Origin of the sequence: Clostridium sp. BSD2780061688st1 H5, from assembly GCF_005845155.1 — a bacterium.
Taxonomy (GTDB): domain Bacteria; phylum Bacillota; class Clostridia; order Lachnospirales; family Lachnospiraceae; genus Claveliimonas; species Claveliimonas intestinigallinarum.
This window is the reverse complement of record NZ_SPGT01000002.1, coordinates 84,969-110,761: the sequence shown is the minus strand read 5'-3', so window position 1 is coordinate 110,761 and position 25,793 is coordinate 84,969. Positions and strand designations below refer to the sequence as shown.

General features: G+C 48.9%; 35 protein-coding genes, 1 tRNA gene and 1 pseudogene. 5 read left to right on the top strand and 32 right to left on the bottom strand.

Translation table 11 applies throughout. The features are described 5' to 3' along the window. Positions 1–6 precede the first annotated feature (6 nt). From rpmD to rpsJ, 20 genes are all read right to left on the bottom strand, one after another. Positions 7–186: a 50S ribosomal protein L30 gene (gene rpmD, locus FGQ86_RS01925; protein ID WP_033124789.1), complete on the bottom strand. Its 180-nt coding sequence runs from the start codon at positions 184–186 to the stop codon at positions 7–9. Between the two features lie 14 nt (positions 187–200). Beyond that, on the bottom strand, positions 201–710 hold the full coding sequence (gene rpsE / locus FGQ86_RS01920) for a 30S ribosomal protein S5 (protein WP_033124788.1): 510 nt from the start codon (positions 708–710) through the stop codon (positions 201–203). Between the two features lie 15 nt (positions 711–725). Further along, the gene (gene rplR, locus FGQ86_RS01915) at positions 726–1,094 is read right to left on the bottom strand and encodes a 50S ribosomal protein L18 (protein WP_033124787.1); all 369 of its coding nucleotides are present in this window, start codon (positions 1,092–1,094) and stop codon (positions 726–728) included. A 17-nt stretch (positions 1,095–1,111) separates the two neighbouring features. Continuing rightward, positions 1,112–1,654, bottom strand: a complete 543-nt coding sequence (rplF, locus tag FGQ86_RS01910; protein ID WP_138302834.1) for a 50S ribosomal protein L6 — start codon at positions 1,652–1,654, stop codon at positions 1,112–1,114. Positions 1,655–1,882: 228 nt separating this feature from the next. Beyond that, entirely contained in the window at positions 1,883–2,284 is a 402-nt protein-coding gene (gene rpsH / locus FGQ86_RS01905; protein ID WP_138302833.1) for a 30S ribosomal protein S8, read from the bottom strand. A gap of 15 nt (positions 2,285–2,299) precedes the next feature. Then, a complete protein-coding gene (locus FGQ86_RS01900) occupies positions 2,300–2,485 on the bottom strand; it encodes a type Z 30S ribosomal protein S14 (protein ID WP_016220062.1) in 186 nt (61 codons plus the stop codon). A gap of 11 nt (positions 2,486–2,496) precedes the next feature. After that, complete coding sequence (gene rplE / locus FGQ86_RS01895) at positions 2,497–3,036, bottom strand: 50S ribosomal protein L5 (protein ID WP_033124784.1); 540 nt, start codon at positions 3,034–3,036, stop codon at positions 2,497–2,499. 25 nt (positions 3,037–3,061) lie between these two features. Then, entirely contained in the window at positions 3,062–3,373 is a 312-nt protein-coding gene (gene rplX, locus FGQ86_RS01890; protein WP_033124783.1) for a 50S ribosomal protein L24, read from the bottom strand. A 17-nt stretch (positions 3,374–3,390) separates the two neighbouring features. Beyond that, positions 3,391–3,759, bottom strand: coding sequence for a 50S ribosomal protein L14 (gene rplN, locus FGQ86_RS01885; RefSeq protein ID WP_033124782.1), 369 nt, complete (start codon positions 3,757–3,759; stop codon positions 3,391–3,393). Positions 3,760–3,778: 19 nt separating this feature from the next. Continuing rightward, positions 3,779–4,033 (bottom strand): 30S ribosomal protein S17, encoded by a 255-nt coding sequence (gene rpsQ, locus FGQ86_RS01880; RefSeq protein WP_033124781.1) that lies wholly within the window; start codon positions 4,031–4,033, stop codon positions 3,779–3,781. 72 nt (positions 4,034–4,105) lie between these two features. After that, the gene (gene rpmC / locus FGQ86_RS01875) at positions 4,106–4,312 is read right to left on the bottom strand and encodes a 50S ribosomal protein L29 (protein ID WP_138302832.1); all 207 of its coding nucleotides are present in this window, start codon (positions 4,310–4,312) and stop codon (positions 4,106–4,108) included. After that, positions 4,302–4,739 (bottom strand): 50S ribosomal protein L16, encoded by a 438-nt coding sequence (rplP, locus tag FGQ86_RS01870; RefSeq protein ID WP_033124779.1) that lies wholly within the window; start codon positions 4,737–4,739, stop codon positions 4,302–4,304. Before rplP ends, rpmC begins: the two co-directional genes overlap by 11 nt. After that, on the bottom strand, positions 4,739–5,395 hold the full coding sequence (gene rpsC / locus FGQ86_RS01865; protein WP_138302831.1) for a 30S ribosomal protein S3: 657 nt from the start codon (positions 5,393–5,395) through the stop codon (positions 4,739–4,741). Before rpsC ends, rplP begins: the two co-directional genes overlap by 1 nt. Before the next feature lie 10 nt (positions 5,396–5,405). After that, positions 5,406–5,792, bottom strand: coding sequence for a 50S ribosomal protein L22 (gene rplV / locus FGQ86_RS01860; RefSeq protein ID WP_076780556.1), 387 nt, complete (start codon positions 5,790–5,792; stop codon positions 5,406–5,408). 30 nt (positions 5,793–5,822) lie between these two features. Continuing rightward, positions 5,823–6,104, bottom strand: coding sequence for a 30S ribosomal protein S19 (gene rpsS / locus FGQ86_RS01855; protein WP_076780555.1), 282 nt, complete (start codon positions 6,102–6,104; stop codon positions 5,823–5,825). Between the two features lie 25 nt (positions 6,105–6,129). Beyond that, on the bottom strand, positions 6,130–6,972 hold the full coding sequence (rplB, locus tag FGQ86_RS01850) for a 50S ribosomal protein L2 (protein ID WP_138302830.1): 843 nt from the start codon (positions 6,970–6,972) through the stop codon (positions 6,130–6,132). 313 nt (positions 6,973–7,285) lie between these two features. Next, positions 7,286–7,591: a 50S ribosomal protein L23 gene (gene rplW, locus FGQ86_RS01845; RefSeq protein WP_138302829.1), complete on the bottom strand. Its 306-nt coding sequence runs from the start codon at positions 7,589–7,591 to the stop codon at positions 7,286–7,288. Then, on the bottom strand, positions 7,591–8,211 hold the full coding sequence (gene rplD, locus FGQ86_RS01840; RefSeq protein WP_138302828.1) for a 50S ribosomal protein L4: 621 nt from the start codon (positions 8,209–8,211) through the stop codon (positions 7,591–7,593). Before rplD ends, rplW begins: the two co-directional genes overlap by 1 nt. 28 nt (positions 8,212–8,239) lie before the next feature. Then, positions 8,240–8,923 carry a 50S ribosomal protein L3 gene (rplC, locus tag FGQ86_RS01835; protein ID WP_138302827.1) on the bottom strand — a complete coding sequence of 228 codons (684 nt, stop codon included), beginning with the start codon at positions 8,921–8,923 and terminating at the stop codon, positions 8,240–8,242. A gap of 88 nt (positions 8,924–9,011) precedes the next feature. Then, positions 9,012–9,329, bottom strand: coding sequence for a 30S ribosomal protein S10 (gene rpsJ, locus FGQ86_RS01830; RefSeq protein WP_076780546.1), 318 nt, complete (start codon positions 9,327–9,329; stop codon positions 9,012–9,014). A 408-nt stretch (positions 9,330–9,737) separates the two neighbouring features. Between rpsJ and FGQ86_RS01825 the strand changes: the two genes are divergently transcribed. From FGQ86_RS01825 to FGQ86_RS01815, 3 genes are all read left to right on the top strand, one after another. Further along, a complete protein-coding gene (locus FGQ86_RS01825) occupies positions 9,738–10,610 on the top strand; it encodes a LysR family transcriptional regulator (protein ID WP_138302826.1) in 873 nt (290 codons plus the stop codon). Positions 10,611–10,833: 223 nt separating this feature from the next. Beyond that, on the top strand, positions 10,834–12,207 hold the full coding sequence (locus FGQ86_RS01820) for a sodium-dependent transporter (protein WP_138302825.1): 1,374 nt from the start codon (positions 10,834–10,836) through the stop codon (positions 12,205–12,207). 200 nt (positions 12,208–12,407) lie between these two features. Further along, complete coding sequence (locus FGQ86_RS01815; protein ID WP_243127120.1) at positions 12,408–13,334, top strand: permease; 927 nt, start codon at positions 12,408–12,410, stop codon at positions 13,332–13,334. Positions 13,335–13,420: 86 nt separating this feature from the next. On the opposite strand, the gene FGQ86_RS01810 is transcribed toward FGQ86_RS01815, so the two are convergent. From FGQ86_RS01810 to FGQ86_RS16185, 8 genes are all read right to left on the bottom strand, one after another. Then, on the bottom strand, positions 13,421–14,056 hold the full coding sequence (locus FGQ86_RS01810; protein ID WP_138302824.1) for a YcxB family protein: 636 nt from the start codon (positions 14,054–14,056) through the stop codon (positions 13,421–13,423). Between the two features lie 537 nt (positions 14,057–14,593). Next, positions 14,594–15,070, bottom strand: a complete 477-nt coding sequence (locus FGQ86_RS01805) for a glycine/sarcosine/betaine reductase component B subunit (RefSeq protein WP_138302823.1) — start codon at positions 15,068–15,070, stop codon at positions 14,594–14,596. Positions 15,071–15,083: 13 nt separating this feature from the next. After that, positions 15,084–15,854, bottom strand: coding sequence for a proline reductase cluster protein PrdD (gene prdD, locus FGQ86_RS01800; RefSeq protein ID WP_138302822.1), 771 nt, complete (start codon positions 15,852–15,854; stop codon positions 15,084–15,086). Positions 15,855–15,970: 116 nt separating this feature from the next. Then, positions 15,971–16,696 carry a D-proline reductase (dithiol) protein PrdB gene (prdB, locus tag FGQ86_RS01795; RefSeq protein ID WP_138302821.1) on the bottom strand — a complete coding sequence of 242 codons (726 nt, stop codon included), beginning with the start codon at positions 16,694–16,696 and terminating at the stop codon, positions 15,971–15,973. After that, the gene (locus FGQ86_RS01790) at positions 16,693–16,995 is read right to left on the bottom strand and encodes a CBO2463/CBO2479 domain-containing protein (RefSeq protein WP_081957947.1); all 303 of its coding nucleotides are present in this window, start codon (positions 16,993–16,995) and stop codon (positions 16,693–16,695) included. The genes prdB and FGQ86_RS01790 overlap by 4 nt, the downstream gene beginning before the upstream one ends. 14 nt (positions 16,996–17,009) lie before the next feature. Beyond that, positions 17,010–18,872: a D-proline reductase (dithiol) proprotein PrdA gene (gene prdA, locus FGQ86_RS01785; protein WP_033124765.1), complete on the bottom strand. Its 1,863-nt coding sequence runs from the start codon at positions 18,870–18,872 to the stop codon at positions 17,010–17,012. Positions 18,873–19,102: 230 nt separating this feature from the next. Next, entirely contained in the window at positions 19,103–20,494 is a 1,392-nt protein-coding gene (locus FGQ86_RS01780) for an electron transporter RnfC (RefSeq protein ID WP_033124764.1), read from the bottom strand. Between the two features lie 166 nt (positions 20,495–20,660). Beyond that, positions 20,661–20,758: transfer RNA gene (locus FGQ86_RS16185), tRNA-Sec, on the bottom strand. 310 nt (positions 20,759–21,068) lie between these two features. Between FGQ86_RS16185 and FGQ86_RS01775 the strand changes: the two genes are divergently transcribed. Then, positions 21,069–22,103: a proline racemase family protein gene (locus FGQ86_RS01775; RefSeq protein WP_033124763.1), complete on the top strand. Its 1,035-nt coding sequence runs from the start codon at positions 21,069–21,071 to the stop codon at positions 22,101–22,103. 124 nt (positions 22,104–22,227) lie between these two features. Next, on the top strand, positions 22,228–22,824 hold the full coding sequence (locus FGQ86_RS01770) for a TetR/AcrR family transcriptional regulator (RefSeq protein ID WP_033124762.1): 597 nt from the start codon (positions 22,228–22,230) through the stop codon (positions 22,822–22,824). Between the two features lie 95 nt (positions 22,825–22,919). Here FGQ86_RS01770 and FGQ86_RS01765 read toward each other — a convergent pair whose 3' ends face one another. The 4 genes and pseudogenes from FGQ86_RS01765 to FGQ86_RS01750 all read right to left on the bottom strand — a co-directional run. Then, positions 22,920–23,156: a DUF3343 domain-containing protein gene (locus FGQ86_RS01765; protein WP_033124761.1), complete on the bottom strand. Its 237-nt coding sequence runs from the start codon at positions 23,154–23,156 to the stop codon at positions 22,920–22,922. Next, complete coding sequence (locus FGQ86_RS01760) at positions 23,156–23,359, bottom strand: sulfurtransferase TusA family protein (RefSeq protein ID WP_033124760.1); 204 nt, start codon at positions 23,357–23,359, stop codon at positions 23,156–23,158. Before FGQ86_RS01760 ends, FGQ86_RS01765 begins: the two co-directional genes overlap by 1 nt. Positions 23,360–23,397: 38 nt before the next feature. Then, on the bottom strand, positions 23,398–24,501 hold the full coding sequence (gene yedE, locus FGQ86_RS01755; RefSeq protein ID WP_033124759.1) for a YedE family putative selenium transporter: 1,104 nt from the start codon (positions 24,499–24,501) through the stop codon (positions 23,398–23,400). A gap of 65 nt (positions 24,502–24,566) precedes the next feature. Then, positions 24,567–25,736 (bottom strand): annotated as a pseudogene (locus FGQ86_RS01750) (aminotransferase class V-fold PLP-dependent enzyme); the annotation flags it as partial. Positions 25,737–25,793: the final 57 nt, after the last annotated feature.

Here is a 25,793-nt window from a genome sequence, read left to right as displayed (position 1 = left end):
CTGAATTTACGCTTCTTCTACCTTTACTAAATGCTGCACCTGCTTTACCATGCCTCTTATAGCTGCATTGTCCGGTAAAACAACTGTCTTGCCAGTCTTCTTAAGTCCCAAAGCCTCTACTGTCTTCTTATGCTTCGGCACAGCACCGATTGTAGATTTTACTAAAGTAATCTTTAAATCTGCCATTTTTATCTGCCTCCTTAGCCTAAGATTTCCTCGACGGATTTGCCGCGGAGCTTGGATACCTCTTCAGGTGTCTTTACTTCCTTTAATCCCTCGATTGTAGCAAGAACTACGTTCTGTTTATTGTTGGAACCAAGAGATTTTGTACGGATATTCTTAATTCCTGCCATCTCGATAACGGCACGGGCCGGACCACCGGCGATCACTCCGGTACCGTCCGGAGCTGTCTTCAGAAGCACGGAAGCGCTTCCGAATTTGCCGATCTGATCATGTGTGATACTTCCGTTTTCATCTAATGCCACAGTGATCAGCTTCTTTGTAGCGTCCTCTTTTCCTTTGCGGATGGCTTCCGGGATCTCGGCTGCCTTTCCTAAGCCTGCGCCCACATGGCCGTTTCCGTCTCCGACAACAACAAGAGCTGTAAATCTCATGTTTCGTCCACCCTTAACAACCTTGGTTACACGCTTAATTGACACTACTTTTTCATTTAATTCTAACTGACTAGCATCAATACGTTCCTGTTTCATGTGTGTTCTCCCTTCCTAGAATTCCAGTCCAGCCTCACGAGCTGCGTCTGCAAGTGCCTGGATCTTTCCGTGATATACAAATCCGCCTCTGTCGAATACGACTTCCTTGATGCCCTTCTCAAGAGCCTTTTCTGCGATCACTTTACCCAGAGCAGCTGCTGCTTCAACGTTATTGGTCTTCTCAAGGTTTGCTTTCACATCTTTCTGAAGAGTGGAAGCTGCAACCAGAGTGTTCCCTGCTACGTCGTCAATAATCTGTGCGTACATGTGATTATTGCTTCTGAATACGGCTAAACGTGGGCATTCAGGTGTACCGCTTAAACGGTTACGTAACTTTCTGTGCTTTTTAACACGTACTTCTGTTCTTGATTTCTTGCTAACCATTTTCACACTCTCCTTATTTATTTCTTACCAGTCTTACCAACTTTACGCCTGATCACTTCGTCAGCATACTTGATACCTTTGCCCTTGTATGGCTCCGGTCTTCTCTTGTCTCTGATCTCAGCCGCATACTGGCCAACTTTCTCTTTGTCAATTCCCTGGACAGTGATCTTGTTCTGACCCTCCAGAACAGTCTCAACGCCTTCAGGATCGATCATTTCTACCGGGTGAGAGTATCCTAAGCTGAGTGTCAGCTTATTTCCCGCTTTTGTAGCCCTGTAACCAACACCGTTTACCTCGAGGACCTTCTTGTATCCTTCGGTAACGCCAACAACCATGTTGTTGATCAGTGTTCTTGTAAGGCCGTGAAGGGATTTCATCTTCTTCAGATCGTTCGGTCTTGTAACGATGATCTGATCTCCCTCCTGCTTGATCTCCATTTCAACCGGAAGCTCTTTCTCAAGAGTTCCCTTCGGACCCTTTACGGTCACTTTGTTATTCTCTGCAATCTCAACAGTTACCCCTGCCGGGATTGTGATTGGCAGTCTTCCTATACGTGACATACCATGTCCTCCTTAACTTAAATTCTCGGAGCAGATGCTTTAGCCTGCTCTGTTTTCAGTCACATTGAGCACTTAGCGAGGTTTTTTACGAGCCTAGTGGCCGTAGTCTTTCCTCTTCCCCGCATGCTCATTTATTCTAAGGATGTTCTTCTCGCTTCGCTCGAAGAACGGCCTTCTCACTAGGTTCAAGCTTCGCCCTGCGGCTTGCTTTCACCAAGTGTTCAGTGCCTACCAAACGAAAGCCAGAACTTCTCCGCCTACGCCCAGTTTTCTTGCTTCTTTGTCAGTGATCACACCCTGGTTTGTGGAGATGATCGCTGTTCCCAGTCCGCCGAGAACCTTGGGAAGCTCCTCGCTGCTTGCGTACACGCGGAGACCCGGCTTGGAAATTCTCTTCAGCCCGGAGATAACCTTCTCATTCTTATCTGCGCCGTATTTTAATGTCACACGGATTGTCTTGAACGCACCGTCTTCTACGATCTCATATTTTGTGATGTATCCCTCATTGTATAAGATGTCAGCGATAGCAACCTTCATCTTGGATGCGGGGATGTCTACTGTATCGTGTTTTGCAGTGTTCGCATTACGAATTCTTGTAAGCATATCTGCAATAGGATCACTCATAGTCATGGATTGCTTCCTCCTTTACCAACTTGCCTTTTTCACACCCGGGATCTGTCCTTTGTATGCCAGTTCGCGGAAGCAAACACGGCAGATACCATATTTTCTCAAATATGCGTGCGGACGACCGCAGATCCTGCAGCGGTTGTATTCTCTTGTGGAGAATTTCTGCTTGCGCTGCTGTTTGATTTTCATTGCTGTCTTAGCCATAATTTACCTCCTTATTTTGTAAACGGCATGTTGAACTGTCTTAACAGCTCGCGAGCCTCTTCGTCTGTCTTCGCAGTTGTGACAAAGATCACGTCCATACCTCTCACCTTGTCAACCTTGTCGTACTCGATCTCCGGGAAGATGAGCTGCTCTTTGATACCAAGAGCGTAGTTACCTCTTCCGTCAAACGCGTTCGGGTTTACACCTCTGAAGTCACGCACGCGGGGAAGGGCAAGATTGATGAGACGGTCAACGAACTCATACATCTTCTCTCCTCTTAAGGTAACCTTGCATCCGATCGGCATACCCTCTCTGATCTTGAAGTTTGCCACAGATTTCTTTGCCTTACAGATGACAGCCTTCTGTCCTGTGATCTTTTCCATATCAGCAATCGCTGACTCTAAAACCTTGTGATTGTCTTTTGCCTCGCCTACGCCCATGTTGATAACAACCTTGTCGAGCTTCGGCACTTCCATGATATTTTTATAACCGAACTTTTTGTTCATCGCGTCGATGATCTCGTTCTGGTACTGTTCTTTCAGTCTGCTCAAAGCACTGGACCTCCTTCCTCAACAATTAATCGATTACTTCGCCCGTTGACTTTGCAACGCGGACTTTCTTGTCGCCATCCATCTTGAACCCTACTCTTGTAGCTTTTCCCTTATGGATGTACATTACGTTAGAAATATCAATAGGTCCTTCCTGATGAACGATACCGCCATTCTGATTGGAAACACTTGGCTTTGTGTGTTTTGTCAGCATGTTGATACCCTCAACGAGAACTGTACCGTCTTTCTGATTAACAGCGATGACCTTGCCTTCCTTGTCCTTGTCTTTTCCGGCAATGACCTTTACCATGTCGCCCTTTTTGATCTTCATAGTTGACATCTTATTCTCGCACCTCCTTAAAGTACTTCCGGAGCCAGGGAAACGATCTTCATAAACTGTTTGTCACGAAGCTCCCTTGCAACGGGCCCGAAGATACGGGTTCCTCTTGGGTTTTTGTCTTCTTTGATAATTACAGCAGCATTCTCGTCGAAACGGATATAGGAACCGTCTTTACGGCGAGTACCTTTTACAGTACGTACGACTACAGCCTTCACTACGTCGCCTTTTTTTACAACGCCGCCTGGTGTTGCATCTTTAACAGAAGCAACGATCACATCGCCGATGCTCGCATATCTTCTTGTGGAACCGCCAAGCACACGGATGCAGAGTAACTCTTTAGCGCCTGTATTATCTGCTACTTTCAGTCTGCTTTCTTGCTGTATCATGCAGGTTTCCCTCCTTATACTATTTCACTTTTTCCATGATCTCGACAAGTCTCCATCTCTTATCCTTGGACAGCGGCCTTGTCTCCATAACCCTTACCTTATCGCCGATGCTGCACTCGTTTGCCTCATCGTGGGCTTTCAGTTTATAAGTTCTCTTTACGATCTTTCCGTAAAGTGGATGTTTTACATTGTCTTCAACAGCAACCACGATCGTCTTGTCCATCTTGTTGCTGACTACCTTACCAACACGTGTCTTCCTAAGATTTCTTTCCACAGTGTTACTCCTTTCTCTGCTTTATATGAGGAAGCCATCTCCGGCCGGGCAATGCCCAACGGACCGCTCTTCCTACTCAGCCTTAGCCAGCTCTGTAATGACAGTCTGGATTCTTGCGATGTTCTTTCTTACTTCTTTAATTCTGCTGGTGTTGTCCAGCTGGTTTGTTGCGTTCTGGAACCGTAAGTTGAAAAGCTCCTTTTTAGCAGCTACTAATTCTTCGTTCAGCTCTGCAGCTGATTTTGTCCTTAAATCTTCTACAAATGCATTAATTTTCACTGTTATCACCGCCTTCTAAGTCTGCGCGAGAAACGACTTTACATTTACAGGGTAACTTGTGTGTTGCAAGGCGAAGAGCTTCTCTTGCCACTTCCTCAGGTACGCCTGCGATCTCGAACATTACGCGTCCCGGCTTTACAACTGCTACCCAGTACTCCAGGGTACCTTTACCGGAACCCATACGTGTTTCAGCTGGTTTCGTAGTTACTGGTTTATCTGGGAATATCTTGATCCATACTTTACCGCCACGCTTGATGTAACGTGTCATAGCGATACGGGCAGCCTCGATCTGGTTTGATTTGATCCAGCAGGGCTCTGTTGCAACGATACCATATTCACCATATGAAAGCGTGTTTCCACGAAGCGCTTTTCCTTTCATGGAGCCACGGAACTGTTTACGACGTTTTACTCTTTTTGGCATTAACATTATTTATCGCTCCCTTCCTTTGCTGCCTTTTCCGGAAGAACCTCGCCTTTGTAGACCCAAACCTTTACGCCAACTTTTCCGTAAGTTGTGTCCGCCTCGGCAAATCCGTAGTCAATGTCTGCTCTCAGTGTCTGAAGAGGAATTGTTCCCTCGCTGTAGAACTCTGTACGGGCCATATCAGCTCCGCCAAGACGTCCGGATACGGAAGTCTTAACTCCGAGCGCGCCGGCCTTCATTGTCCTGGACATGCAGGACTTCATCGCACGTCTGAAGGAGATACGGTTCTCCAGCTGCTGAGCGATGTTCTCAGCTACCAGCTGAGCATCCTTGTCCGGTCTCTTCACTTCTTTGATATCTACAACCAGCTTCTTGTCTGTATATTTTGCAAGCTCGCCTTTTACCTTCTCGATCTCGGAGCCGCCCTTACCGATCACTACGCCCGGTTTTGCTGTGTAGACAATGATCTTCACGCGGTCAGAGGCTCTCTCGATCTCGATTCTGGAAATGCCTGCGCTGTATAATCTCTTCTTCAGAAATTTTCTGATTTCATGGTCCTCTACAAGATTGTCAGCGAAATCTTTCTCTGCGTACCATCTGGAGTCCCAATCTTTGATAATGCCGACTCTTAAACCATGAGGATTAACTTTCTGTCCCATAATACCCTCCTTATCTTTCATCAAGCACAAGTGTGATGTGGCTCATTCTCTTCTCGATCCTGTAAGCTCTGCCCTGTGCTCTAGGTCTGATTCTCTTCATTGTTGGTCCCTTATTTGCATAAGCCTCTGCAATATAAAGGTTCTCAGCATTCATACCATTGTTGTTCTCAGCATTAGCGATTGCTGACTCTAACAGTTTCTTTATAATACTTGAAGCATATCTTGGATTGTATGTTAAAATTCCAAGTGCTGTTGTTACATCCTTACCTCTGATGGCGTCCAGTACGAAGCATGCTTTCTGAACAGAAACCCTAGCATAGGATAACTTTGCTGAAGGTCTTGTGTCCTTGTTAGCATTTCTCTCTCTCTTGATCTGGGATCTATGTCCTTTTGCCATGGATGAACCCTCCTTTCAAATTAGCCTGATTTATCTCACTCTTGATTTCTTTTCGTCTTTTCCATGTCCTCTGTATGTTCTGGTTGCAACGAACTCACCGAGTTTGTGTCCAACCATATCTTCCGTTACATATACCGGCACATGTTTTCTTCCGTCATGAACGGCGATTGTGTGTCCTACCATGCTCGGGAAGATCGTAGAACGGCGAGACCATGTCTTGATAACGGACTTCTCTCCGGATGCGTTCATTGCATCGATCTTTTTAAGCAGGCTTGCGTCTGCGAATGGTCCTTTTTTAAGTGAACGAGCCATTAGTTCTACCTCCTTGTGAAACTATTTATTTGATTCCTTTACCGTCACGTCTTCTTACGATCAGCTTGTTAGAATGTTTATTCTTCTTGCGGGTCTTAAGACCAAGAGCCGGTTTGCCCCAGGGTGTACACGGACCCGGACGGCCGATTCCTGTCTTACCTTCACCACCACCGTGCGGATGGTCATTCGGGTTCATAACAGAACCGCGTACTGTCGGACGGAAGCCCATGTAGCGTTTGCGTCCCGCTTTACCAATGTTGATCAGGTTGTGATCGCCGTTTCCTACCACACCGATAGATGCGCGGCACTCGATCGGAACCATTCTCATTTCACCAGACGGAAGTCTGAGGGTTGCATATTTTCCTTCTTTAGCCATTAACTGGGCGCTGTTTCCAGCGGAACGAACAAGCTGTCCGCCCTTGCCCGGATAAAGCTCGATGTTGTGGATCTGTGTACCAACCGGGATGCGTGAAAGCGGCAGGCAGTTTCCTACTCTCACCTCAGCCTCAGGTCCGTTCATGACTTTCATGCCGTCTGTCAGTCCCTGGGGTGCCAGGATGTATGCTTTCTCTCCATCCTCGTAGCAGATCAGCGCGATGTTCGCGGATCTGTTCGGATCGTACTCAATACCGATTACTGTAGCCTGGATACCATCTTTTCTTCTCTTGAAATCGATGATCCTGTATTTTCTCTTAACTCCGCCTCCGCGGTGTCTTACTGTAATCTTTCCCTGGTTATTACGTCCTGCCTGGCTGCTCTTGGAAGCAAGCAGAGATTTTTCTGGAGTCTTCTTTGTGATTTCAGAGAAATCTGATCCAGTCATCTGTCTTCTGGAAGGCGTATATGGGTTATAGGTTTTAATTCCCATGATTGCTTCTCCTTTCAATACTAATTGTTTGTGTCACGGAATTGCACCGTATATGCGCGATAAGCAGCGTGAGAGTAATTCCGAATAAGACTGCCGTGCTTGCACGAGCAGGATTATGCGGGATTATCTGAGCGTGCAACGCGACCGAAGAACCGAAGGTTCTGAGGTGCGCTGCTTATCGCTGTGGATCCATTGGGGTTATCCGCAATGGATTTACAGGTTCGCTCAACTAGGCTCGAAAGCACCTCGCCAAGTTTCGCGAACGGGGTCCGACTAAGCTTCAGCCTTCGCTATCGCTCGCCTTCAGCAAGTCTTATAACCCCTCGAAAATCTCGATATCTGCGCTTTCCTCTGTCAGCTGAACAACAGCCTTCTTTGTCTTGGCTGTCTTGCCGAACTGCATCGTTCCGCGCACTCTTCTTCTCTTGCCCTCGTTGTTCATGGTGTTCACCTTTGCAACCTTTGCGCCTGCGAACATCTTCTCAACGGCCTCTTTGATCTGAGACTTTGTGGCATCTGTGTGAACGAGGAATGTGTATTTCTTCTCGCCCATGAGCTCCATGCTCTTCTCGGTTACTACCGGTTTAAGGATTACATCATAATATTTGATATCCGCCATTATGCGTACACCTCCTCGATACTAGCAACAGCAGCCTTTGTTGTGATCACTGTGTTGTATTTTAAGATGTCGTACACATTAATTGTATTTGTCTTCGCGGTCTTTACATCAGCGATATTCTTTGCAGAAATCTCAGCGTTTGTATTGCCGTCCTCTAATACGACTAATGCTTTCTTCACATCCAGGTTCTTCAGAACGTTTGCAAAGTTCTTTGTCTTGTGGTCTGCAAATGCGATCTCATCGATCACGATGAACTTGTTCTCCGCAACCTTAGCAGAAAGCGCAGACTTGAGAGCAGCTCTCTTCTCTTTTCTGTTCATCTTGAAAGAGTAGTCTCTCGGAACCGGTGCGAATACCACGCCGCCGCCTGTCCACTGGGGAGCTCTCGTTGAACCCTGTCTTGCGTGACCTGTTCCTTTCTGCCTCCACGGTTTTCTTCCGCCGCCGGAAACCTCTGAGCGAGTCTTCGCTTTCTGTGTTCCCTGACGATTATTTGCAAGCTGGCTCACAACTGCCATGTGTACCAGGTGGTCGTTTACTTCCACACCGAATACAGCATCGTTTAAGTCGATCGTACCAACTTCTTTACCTTCGATATTGTAAACAGATACGTTTGCCATCTTAAGTGTTCCTCCTTCCTCGTAAAAACTAGTTAGCAGCTTTCACTGTTTCTTTAATAGTTACCAGAGATTTCTTCGGTCCCGGTACAGAACCCTTGATGAGCAGAAGGTTGTTCTCAGCATCTACGCGCACAACCTCAAGATTCTGAATGGTGATCTTCTTGTTACCCATCTGTCCAGGCATCTTCTTGCCCTTGAACACCTTGCTCGGATCAGATGCAGCTCCGTTGGAACCTGCGTGACGGTGGAACTTGGAACCATGAGCCATGGGTCCTCTGTGCTGTCCGTGTCTCTTGATCGCGCCCTGGAAGCCTTTACCCTTGGAGATTGCTGTGGCGTCTACCTTATCGCCAACCTCAAAGATGTCAGCCTTGATCTCCTGTGCAGGAGCGTACTCGCTGGCGTTCTCAAATCTGAACTCCTTTACGTATCTCTTTCCAGAAACACCGGCCTTTGCGAAATGTCCCTGCTCAGCCTTTGTCAGGCCGTGGCGGTGAACGATCTCTTTCTTGCCGCTTTTATCCTTGTTGATGATCTTGTCCTTCTTGTCAACAAATCCAACCTGTACCGCATCGTAACCGTCGTTCTCCACTGTCTTAACCTGTGTTACTACACAAGGGCCAGCCTGAAGAACTGTTACAGGTGTCAGCACGCCGTCTTCGTTGAAGATCTGTGTCATTCCGACTTTTGTAGCTAAGATAGCTTTCTTCATTATAAATACCTCCTGTGATTTACAGCGGAACACCTTTTGGTGTTCATCCTAAATTTTAGGAATACTGCTTTTGTGTTTGATGCAGAGCTTATTTGCTCTTCATTTTGATATCAATATAAACACCAGCCGGCATCTCCAGTCTTGACAGAGCGTCAACTGTCTTCTGTGTCGGTGTGATGATATCAATCAGTCTTTTGTGAGTTCTCTGCTCGAACTGCTCTCTGGAGTCTTTGTACTTGTGTACGGCACGCAGGATTGTAACTACTTCCTTCTTTGTCGGAAGCGGTACAGGTCCGCTCACCTTTGCTCCATTCTTCTTTACAGTTTCGATGATCTTTTTCGCGGATGCATCAACAAGCTGATGATCATACGCTTTCAGTGTGATTCTCATTACTTGACTTGCCATAAAAAAAGTCGCCTCCTTTTCGTACTTTTGTTTTCAGTACGACAAGCGGTGACTGTACACTCTCCCGTGTGTGTCGTGAGAAACACCCACGTTGTTACTGCATCTCAGCAGCTGTTATAGTAGTTTCGTACAGTGACTTGTCGCCAGTTTCCTAACTTGACATTCGCTCCACGGAAAACCCGCCCTCGCTTATGCTTTTGCACGGGCGGCAACCTCACGCTTCACAGCTATCATGTCACAGCCGTTTTATTATAAATGAAATGCCATTTGTTTTCAAGTATTTTTTTACATTTTTTCAATAAATTCTCTTATATAAATATTTTACTTGTTTTTTTCGCGCTCATACTCTACCATTTACTATCATGATACCTTTAAAATACTACATTATATATAGAAGGAAAGCAAGCTATGGATATTAAAAGATGGAAAGTTATGCTGGCCGTCGACGATTACGGCAGCTTCACCCGGGCGGGCGAGGCCCTGGGCTACACCCAGTCCGGCGTCACACAGATGATGAAAGCCCTGGAAAAAGAGGTAGGCTTCTCTCTCTTTATAAAAGGAAAGAAAGGCGCCGCCCTGACTCCCGAGGCCCAGTCCCTGATCCCCGCTGTCCGGGCTCTTCTCAGCGCGGACGAGGTGGTACGCCAGGAGATCTCTGCCCTGAAGGGGGCACCCACAGGCACCATCACCATCGGCACCTACTTAAGCTGCTCCATCCACTGGATCCCGGAGATCATCCAGAAATTCCAGGAAAGCCACCCGAACATTGTCTTCAAGGTCATCGAGGGGGCGGAGGACGACCTCCCCGACTGGATCCAGGAACGCCGGGTGGACATCGGATTCCTCAGCCACCAGGAGGGGCATCATTTTCAGTTCCTGCCGGTCATGGACGACGAGCTTTTTGCCGTTCTTCCCAAGGGACACAGCCTGGAGGACTGCAGCGCTGTCCCCATGGAGAAATTCACAGGCGCTCCCTTTGTCACCACAGAGTATGCGCCGGGCAGCGACATTTACCGGATCCTGAAGGAGTTCCACATCAAGCCGGACATCCGCTTCCTCTCCATCAACGAGTTCTCTGTCCTCTCCATGGTGGAGCACGGACTGGGCGTCACCATCCTCCCCGGCCTCCTCCTGCGGGGGCAGACCGGCAGCTTTGTAAAACGCAGGCTGGAGCCACGCTCCTTCCGCCGGCTTGGGCTGGGCTACTCTTCCTACGATGACCTCTCTCCTGCTTCCAGGATCTTTCTGGAGTACGCAAAAAGCTTTCTTCTGGATGACTGATTTTTTGCGCGCAAAACATTAGTTATTCTAATGCTGGCATTAACTTTTTTCATGTTTTTTATTGACATCTCGCCTCTTTTCAGCATATACTAAAAGGGAGGATTGAGATGTAACGGTGCTCTCGCTAATGCTGAGAGTGCCGTTTTTTTAATTTTCTCCTCGATCAAGGGATGCCCAGGGCAGTTGTCAAAGCCTCCGCTCCCGGAAGAAAGGATGTATCTTTATGAGTAATCAGACAAACACGGAAACTCGTCAATGGGGATCCAGATTTGGCTACCTCATGGTTGCCGCCGGCGCCGCCATCGGCCTGGGAAACATCTGGAGATTTCCTTATCTCGCCTACCAAGGAGGCGGCGGGGTATTTCTTGTAGTCTACATCATTGTAGTAGCGCTCATGGGGCATCCCATGGTGGAGATGGAGACTGCTATCGGGCGCTATACCAGAAAGGATACCGTCTCCGCCTTCCAGAGGATCAACAAAAAGTGGGGATTTGCCGGCTGGCTCGCCAACATCTGTACTCTCATGATCAACATGTACTATGTAGTCGTGGGTGGATGGGTAGCGAAATACGCCTTCCAGTACGTAATCAGCGGCGATTTCGGCTCCGACAAGCAGGCCTACTACGACAATTTCACCTCCTCCACCGTGGAGCCCATCGTGTGGGCCATGATCATTCTTGTCTTCGTGTCCGTCATGCTGTATTTCGGCATCACGAATACTGTAGAAAAGCTGGCCAAGGTCATGATGCCCCTGCTCTTTGTACTGCTGATCATCTGCGGTATCTGGGCGCTGGCTGTAAACGACAACGCCATCGCAGGTGTAAAATATTACCTGCTCCCGGATTTCAGCAAATTCAGCTTCACCACCTTTGCCCAGGCAGCGACTCAGGTTCTCTTCTCCGTAGGTATCGGCTGGGGACTCTACGAGACGCTGGGCGCCAACATTCCAAAGCAGAATAATCTGAAGAGCGACGCTATCATGGTCTCCGTCTTCGACACAGCCGCCGCCATACTGGCCGGATTTGTCGTTGTCCCCTCCGCGTTCTCAGGAGGCGTTGACATTCAGTCAGCCGGGCCCAGCCTGGTGTTCAACGTCATGACTGACATCTTTGAAAAACTGCCTGGCGGGCGGATCATCGGTGTCTGCTTCTTCCTGGCCATCCTCTTTGCTGTACTCTCCTCGCTGTTCAGCTTCTTCGAGATATCTATCCGAACCTTCGAGGACAACAAGCATATGGGGCGCAGGAACGCGACAATCCTGACAGCCGTCATCATTGGCATCGGAAATATTGTCACCTCCCTCGGCTTTGGCCTTCTGAGCGGCGTGAAGCTTCCCTGGGTGGACGCAAACGGCCTGAATTTCCTCGGCATCTACGACTGGCTCGACACCTTCACAGCCTATCTTCTCATGCCCATCGGCTGTATTCTCGTTTGCGTATTTATCGCCAAGGTATGGGGATTTAAGAACTACGAAAAGGAAGTCACGAACAACGGCAAATTCGGCCATATCACTCTCTACGACAAAATACTGACCGTCGCGGTTGTACCGTTCTTCATGATCGTCATTCTTCTGACACTGTTTGGTTTTTTGAAATAGCCCCGGCACAGCTATTTTGAACAACCGGAGGCCGCTTTTTCTCATCCGGCTTGGACAGATTGCTTAGTTTTAGTTGACTTGTTAATTTTTTGATGATACAATGACAATGATAACTGAGTTTGTCTTTGCTATTATCGGGGGTAGCGTTTTTCAGGCAGACTCGAATACAATTTCATAACATAATCTGGAGGGATGTTTTTATGGCAATGTACATCATGAAGGGGTTATGCGTGATCGGTATTATCCTGAACGTTGTTCTCATGATCAGGAAGAACAAACAGCTCCGCGCTAACCCGGAGAAAGACCCTGGAACTGGAATGACTGGCGAAGAGCTGTGGCAGAGAGGAAAGAAATATGTAATTCCTACCGCAATCACAGGATTTGTCGCGAACTTCCTTGATACTTTAGGTATCGGATCCTTCGCACCATCATCAGCAGCCTTTAAGCTGACAAAATCTGTTGATGATATTCTTGTTCCCGGAACACTGAATGTTGGCGATACCGTTCCCGTATGTGTGGAGGCTTTCCTGTTCTTCGGTTTCGTAGACATGGATATCCTTACACTGGTACTGATGCTGGTAGCTTCCGTTGTTGGTTCATTCTTAATGGCTGACATCGTAACAAAATTCGACAGAAAGAAAGTTCGTTACGCTCTGTTCATCGGTCTTTTCATCCTGGCTTCCGTTGTCCTGATGAAGACTCTGAACATTGGCCCATTCGGTACAACAGGTACAGCTCTCGGTCTGAGAGGTGTAAAACTTGTCATCGCAGTTGTTGGAAACTTCGTATTCGGCGCTCTTATGAGTATTGGTGTTGGTCTGTATGCTCCTTGTATGGCTATGGTACTGGCACTTGGAATGGATGCAGGATGTGCTTTCCCGGCTATGATGGGATCCTGTGCATACCTGATGGCATTCGGAAATGGCCCGAAGTTCATCGCTCAGGGAAGATACGACATGGTTGCTTGCTGGACACAGGCAATCTTCGGTGCGATCGGTGTTTACGTAGCTTACAAATTCGTAAGCAGCCTGCCGCTTAGCGTACTGACAATCGTCATCTGTATCATCGTTTACATCACAGCTTTCCTGTATCTGCACGATGCTATCAAGAAAGGCTCCGCCGCTTAGCTCCCTGTATTTTGGCAGAGTTAAGCAGGTGTTAAAAACTGAATACAGAATAACAGAAGGGTTTGTGCCATATGGCACAAACCCTTTTACTTTCTCTCTTCGTCCTCTCTCCTGGACGCCATTTTCATCTGGAGCTGCATCCACTTGTTCTTGCATATATTGACAAGTCCAGTGGGCTTCCATACAAAATCCGCACCTGTTCTTTCCAGAATATAATCGCGAAAAGCCTTTGCCTCCCCCTTCTCAAAAGCGTCCTTGGGGAGTATCAGCAGATCATCCTCATTCATCCCCACAAAATAGGTCCTTTCATCCTCCCAGACACGGTATACATCCTGATATCCTCCCATAGTTTCAATCTTCCCCTCATTTTCAACACGTATCTTTGTGTTGCCAAAGAGGTAAGACAGCTTCTCATTTTCCTTTACCTTGGGATCAGCCTTCATCTGATATACCGCAATGTTCTGCCTGAAAAGAGCCATCGCCACAAGCAGCGCTCCCATCACATAGGAGATGATCACCCCCGGCAGCGCGATCCCGTCAGCGGCAATCGGCAGAGCGATCAGCACAACCCCGGCGAACAGCAGATTCATAGTCACTCTCGGGTGCTTCACCCTGTTGTAAAATTTGACATAGGTCTTCATCATGGCCGTGTCACGGACAATATTCACTATGTACTTGTTCTTATTGCGGTCAAGGCCGCTCTCCTGCTCTCTGTTTTCCATCACGCTTCTCTGAAATCCTCCATTCCTTTCACTCAATATACAATATACGTATTATACCATATTCCTTCCCATTTTCCTACAGGCATCCGTTTTCTCTTCCTCTTTGCTCCTACAGAAGAAAAAAAGCACAAATATCGAACTATTTTTCTCGTTTTATACTCTAATTTTTACAAAAATCAATTTTTCAGTTTCTCATCTATTGACAGTATCTATTTACAAATGCTATATTGATAACAACTTAATAAAAATGCAAAATTATATAGCATTTTGCATTTTTATTAGGATATTACAGTCAACTTTTTTGGGTTGCACTTGCAGTTGATCTGATGCCGATCGCTTCCCCCAAGAGCGGTCCTGCACCAGTGAACTACAATTTATATATACTTTTCTCCGTCAAGGAGATACTTTTTCCCCAGCTTTGTATATATACATACAAACTGCAATGCAACGAGGAAAAACCTCTCAATGACATACCAAGAAGAAAGGGCACGACATGAGCAGATGTCGTGCTTTTTCTTTATAAAAATCCCGTACAGGCTATCTCTCCTGCTCCATCTTTCTCATCTTCAGCTTCAGAAGGGCCAGCGCTTTCTTGCAGTCCAGTTCCACCACATTGTTTTCCCCAACTACATTGGTCTCTGTGCCGTCCGCGCTCTTGTTGATGTCGATAATACCGTCCAGGTAATTGTTTGTGACCACAAACTGGGCCACTGTGCCGCTGAAATTCAGCCCCGTCACAGCGATGCCTCTTGTCCCCAGCTGCTCACATGTGTTTGTAAAGTCCACGTCACTGTTTCCCCAGCCATCCGAGGAAATAATCACACCGTCCGCCCGCATAGCCTCTGCCCACACGGCTGTCCTTGTCCCCACAAGCATCTTATCCACATTGTCGTCCGGTGTTCCCACTATAATAATTCCCATCAGATCCACATCTGTATCCTGGGACACAACGTCCAGGAGCGGGTCTCTGAAGTGGTGAAGCGATGTCTCTTTTGTTGAAGGTCCAATACCCATTCCCAGTCACCTCCTACTGCATAGAACGGATGATTCCGTCTCTGTACTCATTGGGCGTGACAAGGATCGGCATATTTCCCATATCGATGATGGAACGACCGCCCTCCACGCCGGATGGCTCCTTCGCGAATAGATGGGTGTCATACATGGCTCCCTGTCCGGCTACCTGCTTCACAATAAGTACTCTCTTCTTTCCAGGTCTCACAATATCGTGATACTCATGCCTCTCTGTACACTTCTCACCTTTAAATTTCTTCATCTTATCCCGGTATGTCTGGATGAACCTGTCACAGGCTCTGTGAGCCGCTGTCGGGCCCGGGCGCTCCTGGCCCATCCCCTCCTTCAGCGTAACGTCAAAGGAAATGATATAGTCGTCGTCCCCCGGTGTTCCGGCCCGATTCAGATAGAGCTGATCCTTCAGGTTCCCCTCAGAGGAACCGAACTCGTGGCACTGCTTCCCAACTGTGTCCACGCCTGTCAGGATTACATACACGCCTGTGATGGTGTGGGTGATGCCCTCCCCGATCTTGCCCAGAACCTTTGTGGAAATCGGAATGATATCCATGATGGTGTTTGTCCAGCGGTCATGGTCGCCCGGCTTGATGATCTGGATGTCGATCTTCTCGATGTAATCCTTCTCCTCAGCCACAAGCTCGTCCAGCATCTCCTTGCTGACCGTCATGTGTCCATCTACTGTGATGTCGTTGTGCTCGCCCCACTCCACATCTGCCATGTGAAATGCCTTGATCACAAGACGCCGCAGATCTTTTACCTGGTCTGCCATTTTTCCACCTCCATTGATTTGTTATTTTTTTATCCTGCCATTTTTACAAAAAGGGCAGATGCATATTACATCTGCCCTTTAAATCCTGTTTAGCGTCTATCCAATATTTTTAAATATTAGATCTTCGCAACGTATTCATACGGCAGCGGTACGATCGTTCCAGGTGTCTGGATCTTCACTAACTGCTCAAGAGTAGCTTTTACGATCTGTGTCTGCTGTTCTACGTTGTGAGGACCACCCGCGTTGGCACCCATAGGTACTAACGGAGCTACCGCACGAGGAGTTCCGGTCTGACGTACAACCGGAGGAAGAGCTGCAATAATAATTGTAGGAATTCCAGCCTCTTCAATCGCTCTCTGCACCAGTACTGCAGAGCGGTGGCAGGTACCTCAGCCAGCGGTGAGGATAACTGCGTCAACATCCTCTTCTGTGAACATCTTTGCGATAGCCGGACCAGTCTCATGTTTGAACTTCTCCTGGTTTCCGCCGCCGCCCATGAAGCCTGCATGTACAGGAGCGCAAGCTCTGATAAAGCCTTCTGCTGCAAGCTCATGAATTCTGTCGATGGGGAACATACAGTTGATGTCCTTGTTAACATCACTGTTATCGTATCCACCGTGTGATACCATCAGTTCGCTGGATGGTGTTGTGTTCTCAATCTTTCTCCATGTCCAGTCACCGGCAAGATTAAATCTCTCCTGTGATTTCTTGTGGACACCAGCTGCTGTTGCAAGAGCGATAGACATGTCTTTCAGCTCTTTTGTAACAGGCGCCCATACCGGAGGAGGAGTAATAGGAACGAAAATTTCAGATTGTAATCCTTTAACAACCGTTAAACTCATTTTGAAACCTCCTTATTTTCCATTTGCCCACGCATCTTTTCCTGATTGCGTCGTTCTTTCTCTATATTGCTGACATACTTCTCATTTACTTCAGGACCGAGCTGTTCCGGAAAGCTCATGTTCCATCCAAACTCCTGTCCTACCTTCGGCTCTGTGTCGCATATGAACATCCTCTTGGGTGCCTTGAAAAATCCAAGACGCCCTTTCAGATCCACGCTAATGCTGCAGTCGTCAACATCCACGACAACGCCTTCCATGTAAATGATCCTGTCGCCATAGTGCAAGCGTTCGTTGTTCATGAAACCGCCTCTGATTAGTCGTATTTTTCCTTACGCTTCTGGCTCATCGGCAGGGACTGCTCGTTCTCCACAAGTTCAACCTTCTTGCCGTAAGTGCTCTCGATCAGCTCTACGTTTGTAGACTTAACGTTCGGGTTCCACTTTCTCTCAGCGGCCTTCACTTCCTCGCCTGCCATAGCTGTCTTCAGCATAGCAAGTGCACGGATTGCATCCTCCTCGCACAGAGTGTTGCATCCGAGAACCTCGTTCTCGATACCGGACTCAGACTTGTTGTTGTCAACCATGTATGTCATGTACTTGTTACCAACAACGAGCGCGCCCTGTACTGCGCAGTAGGACATTCCTACTACCGGAACACCTCTCATACCGATCTGCTCGATATGGCTTGCGAAGTCGATGTGGTTGTTTCCGAAGCCCTCTGTTGTAACAAATGCCCCGTCTACGTCCATCATCTCTACTGTGTGGCCTACACGTTTGGATACATAGAACTTCTCAGCGTTGATCTGCGGGCTTCCTACGAATACTACGCCGCAGAGGTCAACCTCCGGATCATGAAGAGCTTCCAGTACAAGAGGCTCTCTCCAGTAATGTCTGGACATCTCTTTGGATGCAGGTCCGATACATGTAAGAGCATGGATACATCCGTCCAGCACCTCAAGCGGAGATACGCATACAGGAACATTTCCTAAGTCAACGTTTGCTCTCGCTCCAAGGATACCAACGGGCTCTACAGGAAGGATGAAGTTGTCATGCATAGCTCCCTGTCCCATGATCTCCTTAACGATAACGACTTTCTTCTTGCCGGGACGACGAACCTGCTTCAGCTCCTGTGTATCAGCAACAAGGCTGTCATCCAGCTCCTTCATAACCTCACGGATCTCCTGTGTGATCACATCAAATGCTGTGTGTGCAGCCATAGGTCCGCGGCGCTCCATGTTTGTCTTCTCCTGGATAACGATGTTACCCTTGATGAAGATCTCGCCTTTGTCCGGGCATCCCGGGCGTCCCCACATGATGTTCTCGTCCAGGTATCCTTCAGAGGAACCGAACTCACCGATCTGAACTCCGCCCTCGTCTGTACCTGTCAGCATCATAACAACGCCGTCAAGCACACGGGTCACGCCTGTACCGAGGTCAGCGTCGCCCTCTTTTGTAGCGATGGGCTGTACGTCCATGATCGTCTCAGAATATGTGTGGTATTTGTCAGGAGTGATGATCTCCAGGTGGAAGTCTTTTACAAGCTCCTGATTGTCGATTACTTCCTGCTCAATTCCCTCACGGATGTAAAGGGTTGTCCCCTCGATCTTTGTCTCAGGTCCTCTCTTTACCTCTGTAATCTTGTAGTGCTTTCTTGTTAAAGTTCTTACTACCTTCTCTTCCTCAGCTTCTGCTGCCGGAGCTGCTGCTCCTGTAACTGCCGCTTCTGCTGCTGCCGGGATCTCTGCCACTGCAGCTCCCCCGTTTCCAAGTGCTCCAACCGGAATCTCAAGGTTGATGTCCTTTCCTTCTCCGATGTGGATCTTCAGAGTGCCGCCTGCTGCTACAACCGGTGCTGCCGCTGCCGGAGCTGCAGGTGCTGCCTCTTCCTCCTCTGCCGGAGCCTCCTCTGCTGCCTCTGTAGTCGGCGCTTTCGCTCCCTCTACCTTGTCAGCGGTAAGCGGGCAAAGTGAATCGCAGGTCTCTTTCAGTTTTGCACCGAGAACCTCTTCGATGGTAAGGCATCCATCCAGGTTCAGTAACCCTGAATCTACAAGATCGTCAAAGATTGCGGGATCTTCCAGATTAGCTGGCTCGATTGTAATGCCGCCTTCGGCTCTACAACAAAGTACTGCAGGATCATGTGCATGTGCTTTAGCTGTTTCAGCTGTGATTGACATATTTTTTCCCTCCTTGTTTTTTGTTGCAAGGGTATCGCAGTGGATACCCCAGTTTTTTTGCTCGTGCTGCGCACGGGCAAGAGTGTATATTTGCAGCCGCCGATAAAGAGAAAATACCTCTCACTTTTCATCGTCCTGCGAAAGTATCGGGGTGTCTCCCACAGGCTTTATCTGCGACAGAAATACCGTAAATTCCAGGGGACTTGTCCCCCTCTTATCAAAAGGCATATTTAGAAATCAATATCCTGGCTGACCTCTTTTGAGATCTTCAGTGTTCTGTAAAGAGGATGTCCAATCGTCCTCATCACATGGTCTGTCTGATGGAAGACCTTCAGCCCCATCTTCGGCGCGGAAGCCATAACTGTGTTGGAGCAGTCAGAGCAGTTGCCGATGATGATGTACTCGCAGCCGTCCTTCTTGAACTGCAGGTTGTTCTTAACCTGTCCGGGACAGTTGCCGGGCCGTAAGCACTTCAGCGGAGCGCCCGGCTTGTTCTCGATGGCCTGCTTGCATCTGCAGACAGATACCACATTGGCGTTCATCTTGGAAGCGATCTCCCTCATGCGGTCCTCGCTTCCGCCGCAGGCACAGACAAGAAGTCCTGTCTTGGCTCCGTGGAGATCCGGGAATTCCATTGTCACAAGGATAGCTCCCGTTGTCTTTGTGATAGGAGCGTCCATCTCAGTGGATTTTCCTGTGAAAGCTCCTCCCATGATGATCTCGCCGTATTTTCCGTCAATGCCGCCGGCCTTCTCAATGAGCTCTCCAACGCTGACGCCTACCGGCACGTCCATGAACACATGAGCTTCGTTTCCGCCCACCAGCTTGCCGCGGACAGTCACATTCTTTGTGATGCAGGGCTTTCTCTCGTCGATCGCCTCTGCCACCTTCGCGGCGGTCTCCAGGTTCACAACCACAGATCTGGCCGCTGACGGAAGCTGTGTCGTCGTAAGGTTCACGCCAAGGCACTCTCTTACTACCGCACGCTCCTCACCCATCGGATAGATATCCGCCAGCATATGCATGGAAATATCCGGCTCATTCTTCAGGGCCGCATCCAGTATCTTGATTGCTTTATGATGTTTCTTCTTAATAGCGAAGATAGCTTTGTCGGCATGAGTGATCTCCATACAGTATTTCACGCCGCGGATCACTTTATCTGTCTGCTCCTCCAGCTGCTTGATGTTGTGCTCCAGTCCGGGCTCACACTCCGCAGCGTTTACCAGGATATAGCTGTGCTCCAGCTTAAATCCCTCCGGCAGCTCCGGGTTGATCTCCGGATCCAGCTCAGCCATCGGCGTCTCAGAAAGGTCGATATTCAGCTTTACACCGGTCGGGAATCCAGCTCCGCCCATTCCGACGATTCCGGCTTCCTTTACCATCTCGAGCTTTGTTCCTTCTTTAATAGGAACGAATTCTTCTTTCTGTTCTTCGTCTGGTTTGATGATAATGCGATCATCTGTCACTTCCTCTACCACACCATATACACTGGAAAAAATGTTTGCCCCAAGTCCAGTGGGTGTGGCGATCAGTGTGCCTTTTTCCACTTTGTCGCCGGCCTTCACAATAGCCTGGCATGGCGCGCCGACATGCTGGCGCAGTAAGATCTGTACATTTCCCATGACACTCTTCTCCTTTTCATTTTTTATTAAGCAAAAACAGATACGGTTCATCCGTTTCCATTTACTTATCACATTTAAATTGCCAAAAGAAGACTTATCGGTCAGATTAATAAATTTTATCTATAAATCTTTCCTGCTACTTTTTTAACAGAAAAGAGCTGTTTTCTGGCGGAGGCATGTGGGAATCGAACCCACCCGGGACGCTCCTAACGCCCCACACTAGTTTTGAAGACTAGGAGGCACACCAGTCACCCATCTACCCCCCTGATTCTTTATCATGCCCATTTACAATAGCACAGCTTTTGTCAGATTTCAAGCCTTTTCTGGACACTTTTATATTAGCAAAAAAACATTGACTTTTCAAGGTGTTTACCCCATAATAGTGATTAGAAAGATGAACGGCGTACTAGACGAGGGACTAGAATGCGGTCTAATCGTTAATTTCCTGTCATTTTTAAGTCTTATTCCGTATAAGACACAGAGAGAACATGGGGGTTTTCAATGTGTTTTTATAAAAAACTTATAGATTTTGTCTATGAGGAAACATTTTCAAAATTCTAAGGAGGTAGTAATTATGGAGTTAAAGGCTAATGTTAACTTCGACCGCTTCGAGGGCGCACTTCAGGTAGTGGACTCTCACACAGAGGGTGAGTTCTGCCGTATCGTTTACGGCGGATTCCCGGAGCCGGAAGGCAACACAATGATCGAGAAGAAGAAATGGATGGAGAAGAACTACGACAAGGTGCGTACAGCTCTTATGTTCGAGCCAAGAGGACACCACGACATGTTCGGCGCTTTCCTCTGCAAGCCGGTTAATCCCGAGGCTTCATTCGGCGTTATGTTCATGGATACAGGCGGATACCTGAACATGTGCGGCCACTGCACCATCGGCGCTGTCACAGTAGCTGTTGAGGCTGGCTTCGTTGAGTCCCACGAGGGAGAGAACGATGTTGTGATCGAGGCTCCCGCAGGACTGATCCGCACAAAGGCCATGGTAAAGAACGGCAAGGTTGAGAGCGTGACTCTGACAAACGTTCCGGCTTTCGTTTACAAAGAGAACCAGAAGGTAACGATCGACGGCAAAGAGATCACCTTCACCATCTCCTTCGGCGGCAGCTTCTTCGCTCTTGTTGATACTTCACAGCTTGATATCGGCGAGATCAACGCAAAGAGCGTTCCGGCCTACTCTGCTCTCGGAATGAAGATGCTGGATGCTATCAATAAGGAAATTCCTGTAAAGCATCCGCTGCTTGACATTGACACAGTTGACCTTGTTGAGTTCTACGGACCTACTCCGAATCCGGACAAGGCTGACTTAAGAAACGTTGTTATCTTTGGCGACGCTATGGCTGACCGCTCACCGTGCGGTACAGGTACAAGCGCAAAGCTCGCTACTCTGCATCACTGGGGAGAGATCGAGGTTGGACAGGAGTTCAGGTACGAGAGCTTCATGGGCAGCATCTTCAAGGGCGTGATCAAAGAGACAACAAAAGTCGGCGATTACGATGCAGTTATCCCGATGATCACAGGAAGCGCATACCTGACAGGCGTCGCTACATACCTGATTGATCCGGAGGATCCGCTGAAATACGGCTTCCAGGTTGGATAATCACATCTGTTCCGAATGGATTAATGAAGATTTTTCATGTAGAGAGCGGTTTACAACCGCTCTCTGTTCTTTTATAATGTTAGACATGGATTTTTCGGCTCTACTTTACAGTCGTCAGAAAGGGATGAGAACATGGCAAAAAAAACGGCAGTCCACTAAAAGCCGGATCGTGAAGGCAGCGTGGAACCTCTTTTACAAAAACGGATACGACAACACTACCGTAGAGGATATCATCAACGCCTCCAAGACCTCCAAGGGAACCTTTTACCACTATTTCAAGGGAAAGGAAGCCCTCCTGAACACTCTGTCCAATCTGTTTGACCAGAAGTACGAGGAGCTCTCTGCCACGATCGACCCGGAGATGACGGTCTATGACAAGTTACTCTATCTGAACCACGAGCTGTTTTTCATGATCGAGAGCAGCGTGGATCTGCATCTGCTGGCCTATCTGTACTCCTCCCAGCTCATTACCAAGGACAAGAAATCTCTCTCCGACAAAAAGAGATTTTATTTTCAGTGGGTCACCCAGCTTCTCCAGGAAGGGCTGGATGGCGGGGAGTTCGCCCCCACCTCCACCGCCGCCGAGCTGATGGACATCTACGCCATGTACGAGCGCGCCCTCCTGTACGATTGGTCCCTGTTCAAGGGGAAATTCTCCCTGACAGAGAAAAGCGACAGGCTGCTGCCCCATGTGCTGGACAGCTTCCGCCGGGGCATCTGACAGCCCGGCTTTGCAGCAAAGGAAAAGAGACTGCCGGGCATATACGCCCCAGGCAGTCTCTTTGCATTTTCTTTCCATCGTCATTTTCTGCACTGCTACACCATACACTCGTGGAGAGCTTCGTTTTCAATGCCCGCCTCCTCCATCACGGAGAGGATGGCTTCCCGCTCCTCAAGCGCCGCGCACCAGGCAAGACCGCATCCGGCGGATATAGCCCGGGGCACAGGGATCAGACGGCCGGGGGCATTTTTTTCCTTGCACGTCTTCTCCATTGCCATGGCATCTGCTGTTGTGTGAAATGTTACGACCAGCTTTAATTCTTTTTTTCTCATTACTCGATCACTACTTCAAAGCATCCGTCTTTCTCTGTTGACACTGCCTTCTTCCCGTGGTCCTTCGCATATTTCTCCACATTCATCTTCTGGTGGGGCTCACTGACAAGCACCTTCACAGGGCCGTCCGCGTTTTTGAGGGCCTCCGCAGTCAGCATCAAAGGCTCCGGGCAGGAAAGACCTCTTGCATCTACTTCCTTCATATTATTTTACCTTCTTTCCTAGAATAACATATTTACAACTATTTTGCACTCTCTCTTTTATTTGTAAACGCAATGATAAAGCACACGATGATACAGATGATCACCGCCACCTTTCCGGCAGGTGTAGCCGCTCCCGCTACAACCTCTCCAGTCTCCGCGTTGAGGGCTGTGCCGCTGGAGGCAAGTCCCAGGTTGTGGCACAGAGCCGCGCCGAAGAACAGACCCAGAACTGTCACCGCTGAATCCGCAGATCCCTGTCCCGCAAGGACAAGCTGGCGCAGCGGGCATCCGCCTGCCAGTACAGCAGCAAAGCCTACCGCGTACATGCCGAGAATGTTCCACAGGTGCTCGGAGTGGGCGATGATGCCCGGCGTGTCAAAGCCAGGCGTAAAGTTTCCTGTCGCGATGTTGTAGATCAGCATAACAACAAAGAGTCCCACGATCACTGTGAGAAGGTCAAAGTTTTTCATCAGGATCACGTCCCTGATACTTCCCGCAAAGCACATTCTCGACTTCTGGGCAAAGGCGCCGAAGATCAGGCCTCCGATGAGGGAGATAATGATAGGTGCATGCATGCTTCCCGGGCCGCTTGTGCTGGACTTGAGAAGTGTGGTGCACAGTGCAAGCAGTAGGATACCTACCATGATGGCCGGCAGTACCACGCCGCTGGTCTTCTGGGTCTCATGAGCCCTTCCCAGGCTGAAGCCCTTCTTCAGGGCAAAGGCGCCTGTGGCCACGCCGAGGATAAAGCCGATGAGGGCTACCCATGCGTTCAGGTCGCCTGCGGACATACGGATCACCATACGCAGCGGGCATCCCAGGAACACGAGGGAGCCGATCATGATGACCATTCCAAGGATAAAGCGGATCATCGGTGAAGATCCAGCCGTGGAACGGTACTCCTTTGTAGCCGCTGAAATCACAAAAGCGCCGAGAACGATGCCGATGATCTCAGGGCGGGCATACTGTACCGTGTCTGCCTGGTGCATGCCCAGGGCCCCCGCTGTGTCGCGGATAAAGCAGGCGATACAGATCGCCATGTTGGCCGGGTTTCCAAAGTACGCGAGGGCTGCCGCCACAAGTCCGCATACCACCCCTGCCAGCGCAAGTTTTTTCTTTGAGTCTGACAAGTTAAAATTCATTTGTACTTCCTCCTTCTACTCTCATTCACTCAAAAAACAGATTTACCGAAAGCTCCAGGAACCCACTATTCTTCCTCCTGCGCAAGCTCACGGATGGCTCTTATGGCCGTCTCCACCTCCTCATCAGTGGTGTAGTGGGAAAAGCTGAACCTTACTGCCCCCTGCTCCACCGTTCCCAGGGCCTGGTGCATCAGAGGCGCACAGTGAGCCCCCGGTCTGGTAGAAATTCCATATTCTGTAAGAAGTTCATCGCCAACTTCTGAGGAGTCATAATCACCGATATTGAGGGAGACGATGGGACATCTCTCCCCTCCGGAAAAATCGCCGTACACAGTAACGCCGGGAATATCTTTCACTCCGTTGTAGAAATTCCACATACATTCCTGCTCTCTTTTGCGGATGTTGTCTATGCCTGTCCGCTCAATATACTCCACGGCCGCGTGGAGTCCCGCTATGCCGTGGCCGTTCATGGTCCCCGCCTCCAGGGCTGTAGGCATCTGGGCCGGATGAGTCCTGCTGTAGGTCTGGACGCCGCTGCCGCCGCTCTTTAAGGGCCGCACTTTGACGCCCTCCCTCACGTACATACCGCCTGTCCCCTGGGGCCCCAAGAGCCCCTTGTGGCCTGTAAAGCAGAGGATGTCTATGTGCATCTTCTCCACGTCAATGGGAAATACCCCCGCTGTCTGGGAGGCATCCACGATAAAGAGAAGGCCGTGGTCCTTCGCGATCCTGCCCACTCTCTCGATATCCACCAGATTGCCTGTCAGGTTGGAGCCGTGGGTACACACGATGGCCTTTGTCTCCGGACAGATAGCCCTCTCAAAATCTTCGTATTCAACGAGCCCTTTTCTGTCACTCTCTATGATGGTCAGGCGAACTCCCCGCTCCTCCATCTCGTAAAGGGGACGCAGCACGGAATTGTGCTCCAGCATAGTGGTGATCACGTGATCACCGGGATTTAAAACGCCCTTGATGGCCGTGTTCAGGCTCTCCGTGGAGTTGCATGTGAACACCAGCTGTCTGGGATCCTTTCCGCCGAAAAAGTGGCAGAGCTTCTCTCTTGTGTCATATATCGTTCTTGATGCTTCCAGCGAGGCCGAGTGAGCACCCCTGCCGGCGTTCCCCATGGACTGCATGGCAGTCACAACCGCCTGGATCACTTCCTTCGGCTTCTGCATCGTCGTCGCCGCATTGTCCAGATAGATCATCTTCATTCCCCCAATCTGTCTTCTGGCTTCTTTCTTAGTATACTTCTCTTTGCGTCTTTACGTCTAATCGTTAAAATCAATATA

Coding starts and splice junctions, on each gene's coding strand:
- rpmD (WP_033124789.1), bottom strand. CDS start 186: ATGGCAGATTTAAAGATTACTTTAGTAAAATCTACAATCGGTGCTGTG.
- rpsE (WP_033124788.1), bottom strand. CDS start 710: ATGAAACAGGAACGTATTGATGCTAGTCAGTTAGAATTAAATGAAAAA.
- rplR (WP_033124787.1), bottom strand. CDS start 1,094: ATGGTTAGCAAGAAATCAAGAACAGAAGTACGTGTTAAAAAGCACAGA.
- rplF (WP_138302834.1), bottom strand. CDS start 1,654: ATGTCACGTATAGGAAGACTGCCAATCACAATCCCGGCAGGGGTAACT.
- rpsH (WP_138302833.1), bottom strand. CDS start 2,284: ATGACTATGAGTGATCCTATTGCAGATATGCTTACAAGAATTCGTAAT.
- FGQ86_RS01900 (WP_016220062.1), bottom strand. CDS start 2,485: ATGGCTAAGACAGCAATGAAAATCAAACAGCAGCGCAAGCAGAAATTC.
- rplX (WP_033124783.1), bottom strand. CDS start 3,373: ATGTCAACTATGAAGATCAAAAAGGGCGACATGGTAAAGGTCATTGCC.
- rplN (WP_033124782.1), bottom strand. CDS start 3,759: ATGATACAGCAAGAAAGCAGACTGAAAGTAGCAGATAATACAGGCGCT.
- rplP (WP_033124779.1), bottom strand. CDS start 4,739: ATGTTAATGCCAAAAAGAGTAAAACGTCGTAAACAGTTCCGTGGCTCC.
- rpsC (WP_138302831.1), bottom strand. CDS start 5,395: ATGGGACAGAAAGTTAATCCTCATGGTTTAAGAGTCGGCATTATCAAA.
- rplV (WP_076780556.1), bottom strand. CDS start 5,792: ATGGCAAAAGGACATAGATCCCAGATCAAGAGAGAGAGAAATGCTAAC.
- rpsS (WP_076780555.1), bottom strand. CDS start 6,104: ATGGCTCGTTCACTTAAAAAAGGACCATTCGCAGACGCAAGCCTGCTT.
- rplB (WP_138302830.1), bottom strand. CDS start 6,972: ATGGGAATTAAAACCTATAACCCATATACGCCTTCCAGAAGACAGATG.
- rplW (WP_138302829.1), bottom strand. CDS start 7,591: ATGGCGGATATCAAATATTATGATGTAATCCTTAAACCGGTAGTAACC.
- rplD (WP_138302828.1), bottom strand. CDS start 8,211: ATGGCAAACGTATCTGTTTACAATATCGAAGGTAAAGAAGTTGGTACG.
- rplC (WP_138302827.1), bottom strand. CDS start 8,923: ATGAAGAAAGCTATCTTAGCTACAAAAGTCGGAATGACACAGATCTTC.
- rpsJ (WP_076780546.1), bottom strand. CDS start 9,329: ATGGCAAGTCAAGTAATGAGAATCACACTGAAAGCGTATGATCATCAG.
- FGQ86_RS01825 (WP_138302826.1), top strand. CDS start 9,738: ATGGATATTAAAAGATGGAAAGTTATGCTGGCCGTCGACGATTACGGC.
- FGQ86_RS01820 (WP_138302825.1), top strand. CDS start 10,834: ATGAGTAATCAGACAAACACGGAAACTCGTCAATGGGGATCCAGATTT.
- FGQ86_RS01815 (WP_243127120.1), top strand. CDS start 12,408: ATGGCAATGTACATCATGAAGGGGTTATGCGTGATCGGTATTATCCTG.
- FGQ86_RS01810 (WP_138302824.1), bottom strand. CDS start 14,056: ATGGAAAACAGAGAGCAGGAGAGCGGCCTTGACCGCAATAAGAACAAG.
- FGQ86_RS01805 (WP_138302823.1), bottom strand. CDS start 15,070: ATGGGTATTGGACCTTCAACAAAAGAGACATCGCTTCACCACTTCAGA.
- prdD (WP_138302822.1), bottom strand. CDS start 15,854: ATGGCAGACCAGGTAAAAGATCTGCGGCGTCTTGTGATCAAGGCATTT.
- FGQ86_RS01790 (WP_081957947.1), bottom strand. CDS start 16,995: ATGAACAACGAACGCTTGCACTATGGCGACAGGATCATTTACATGGAA.
- prdA (WP_033124765.1), bottom strand. CDS start 18,872: ATGTCAATCACAGCTGAAACAGCTAAAGCACATGCACATGATCCTGCA.
- FGQ86_RS01780 (WP_033124764.1), bottom strand. CDS start 20,494: ATGGGAAATGTACAGATCTTACTGCGCCAGCATGTCGGCGCGCCATGC.
- FGQ86_RS01775 (WP_033124763.1), top strand. CDS start 21,069: ATGGAGTTAAAGGCTAATGTTAACTTCGACCGCTTCGAGGGCGCACTT.
- FGQ86_RS01770 (WP_033124762.1), top strand. CDS start 22,228: ATGAGAACATGGCAAAAAAAACGGCAGTCCACTAAAAGCCGGATCGTG.
- FGQ86_RS01765 (WP_033124761.1), bottom strand. CDS start 23,156: ATGAGAAAAAAAGAATTAAAGCTGGTCGTAACATTTCACACAACAGCA.
- FGQ86_RS01760 (WP_033124760.1), bottom strand. CDS start 23,359: ATGAAGGAAGTAGATGCAAGAGGTCTTTCCTGCCCGGAGCCTTTGATG.
- yedE (WP_033124759.1), bottom strand. CDS start 24,501: ATGAATTTTAACTTGTCAGACTCAAAGAAAAAACTTGCGCTGGCAGGG.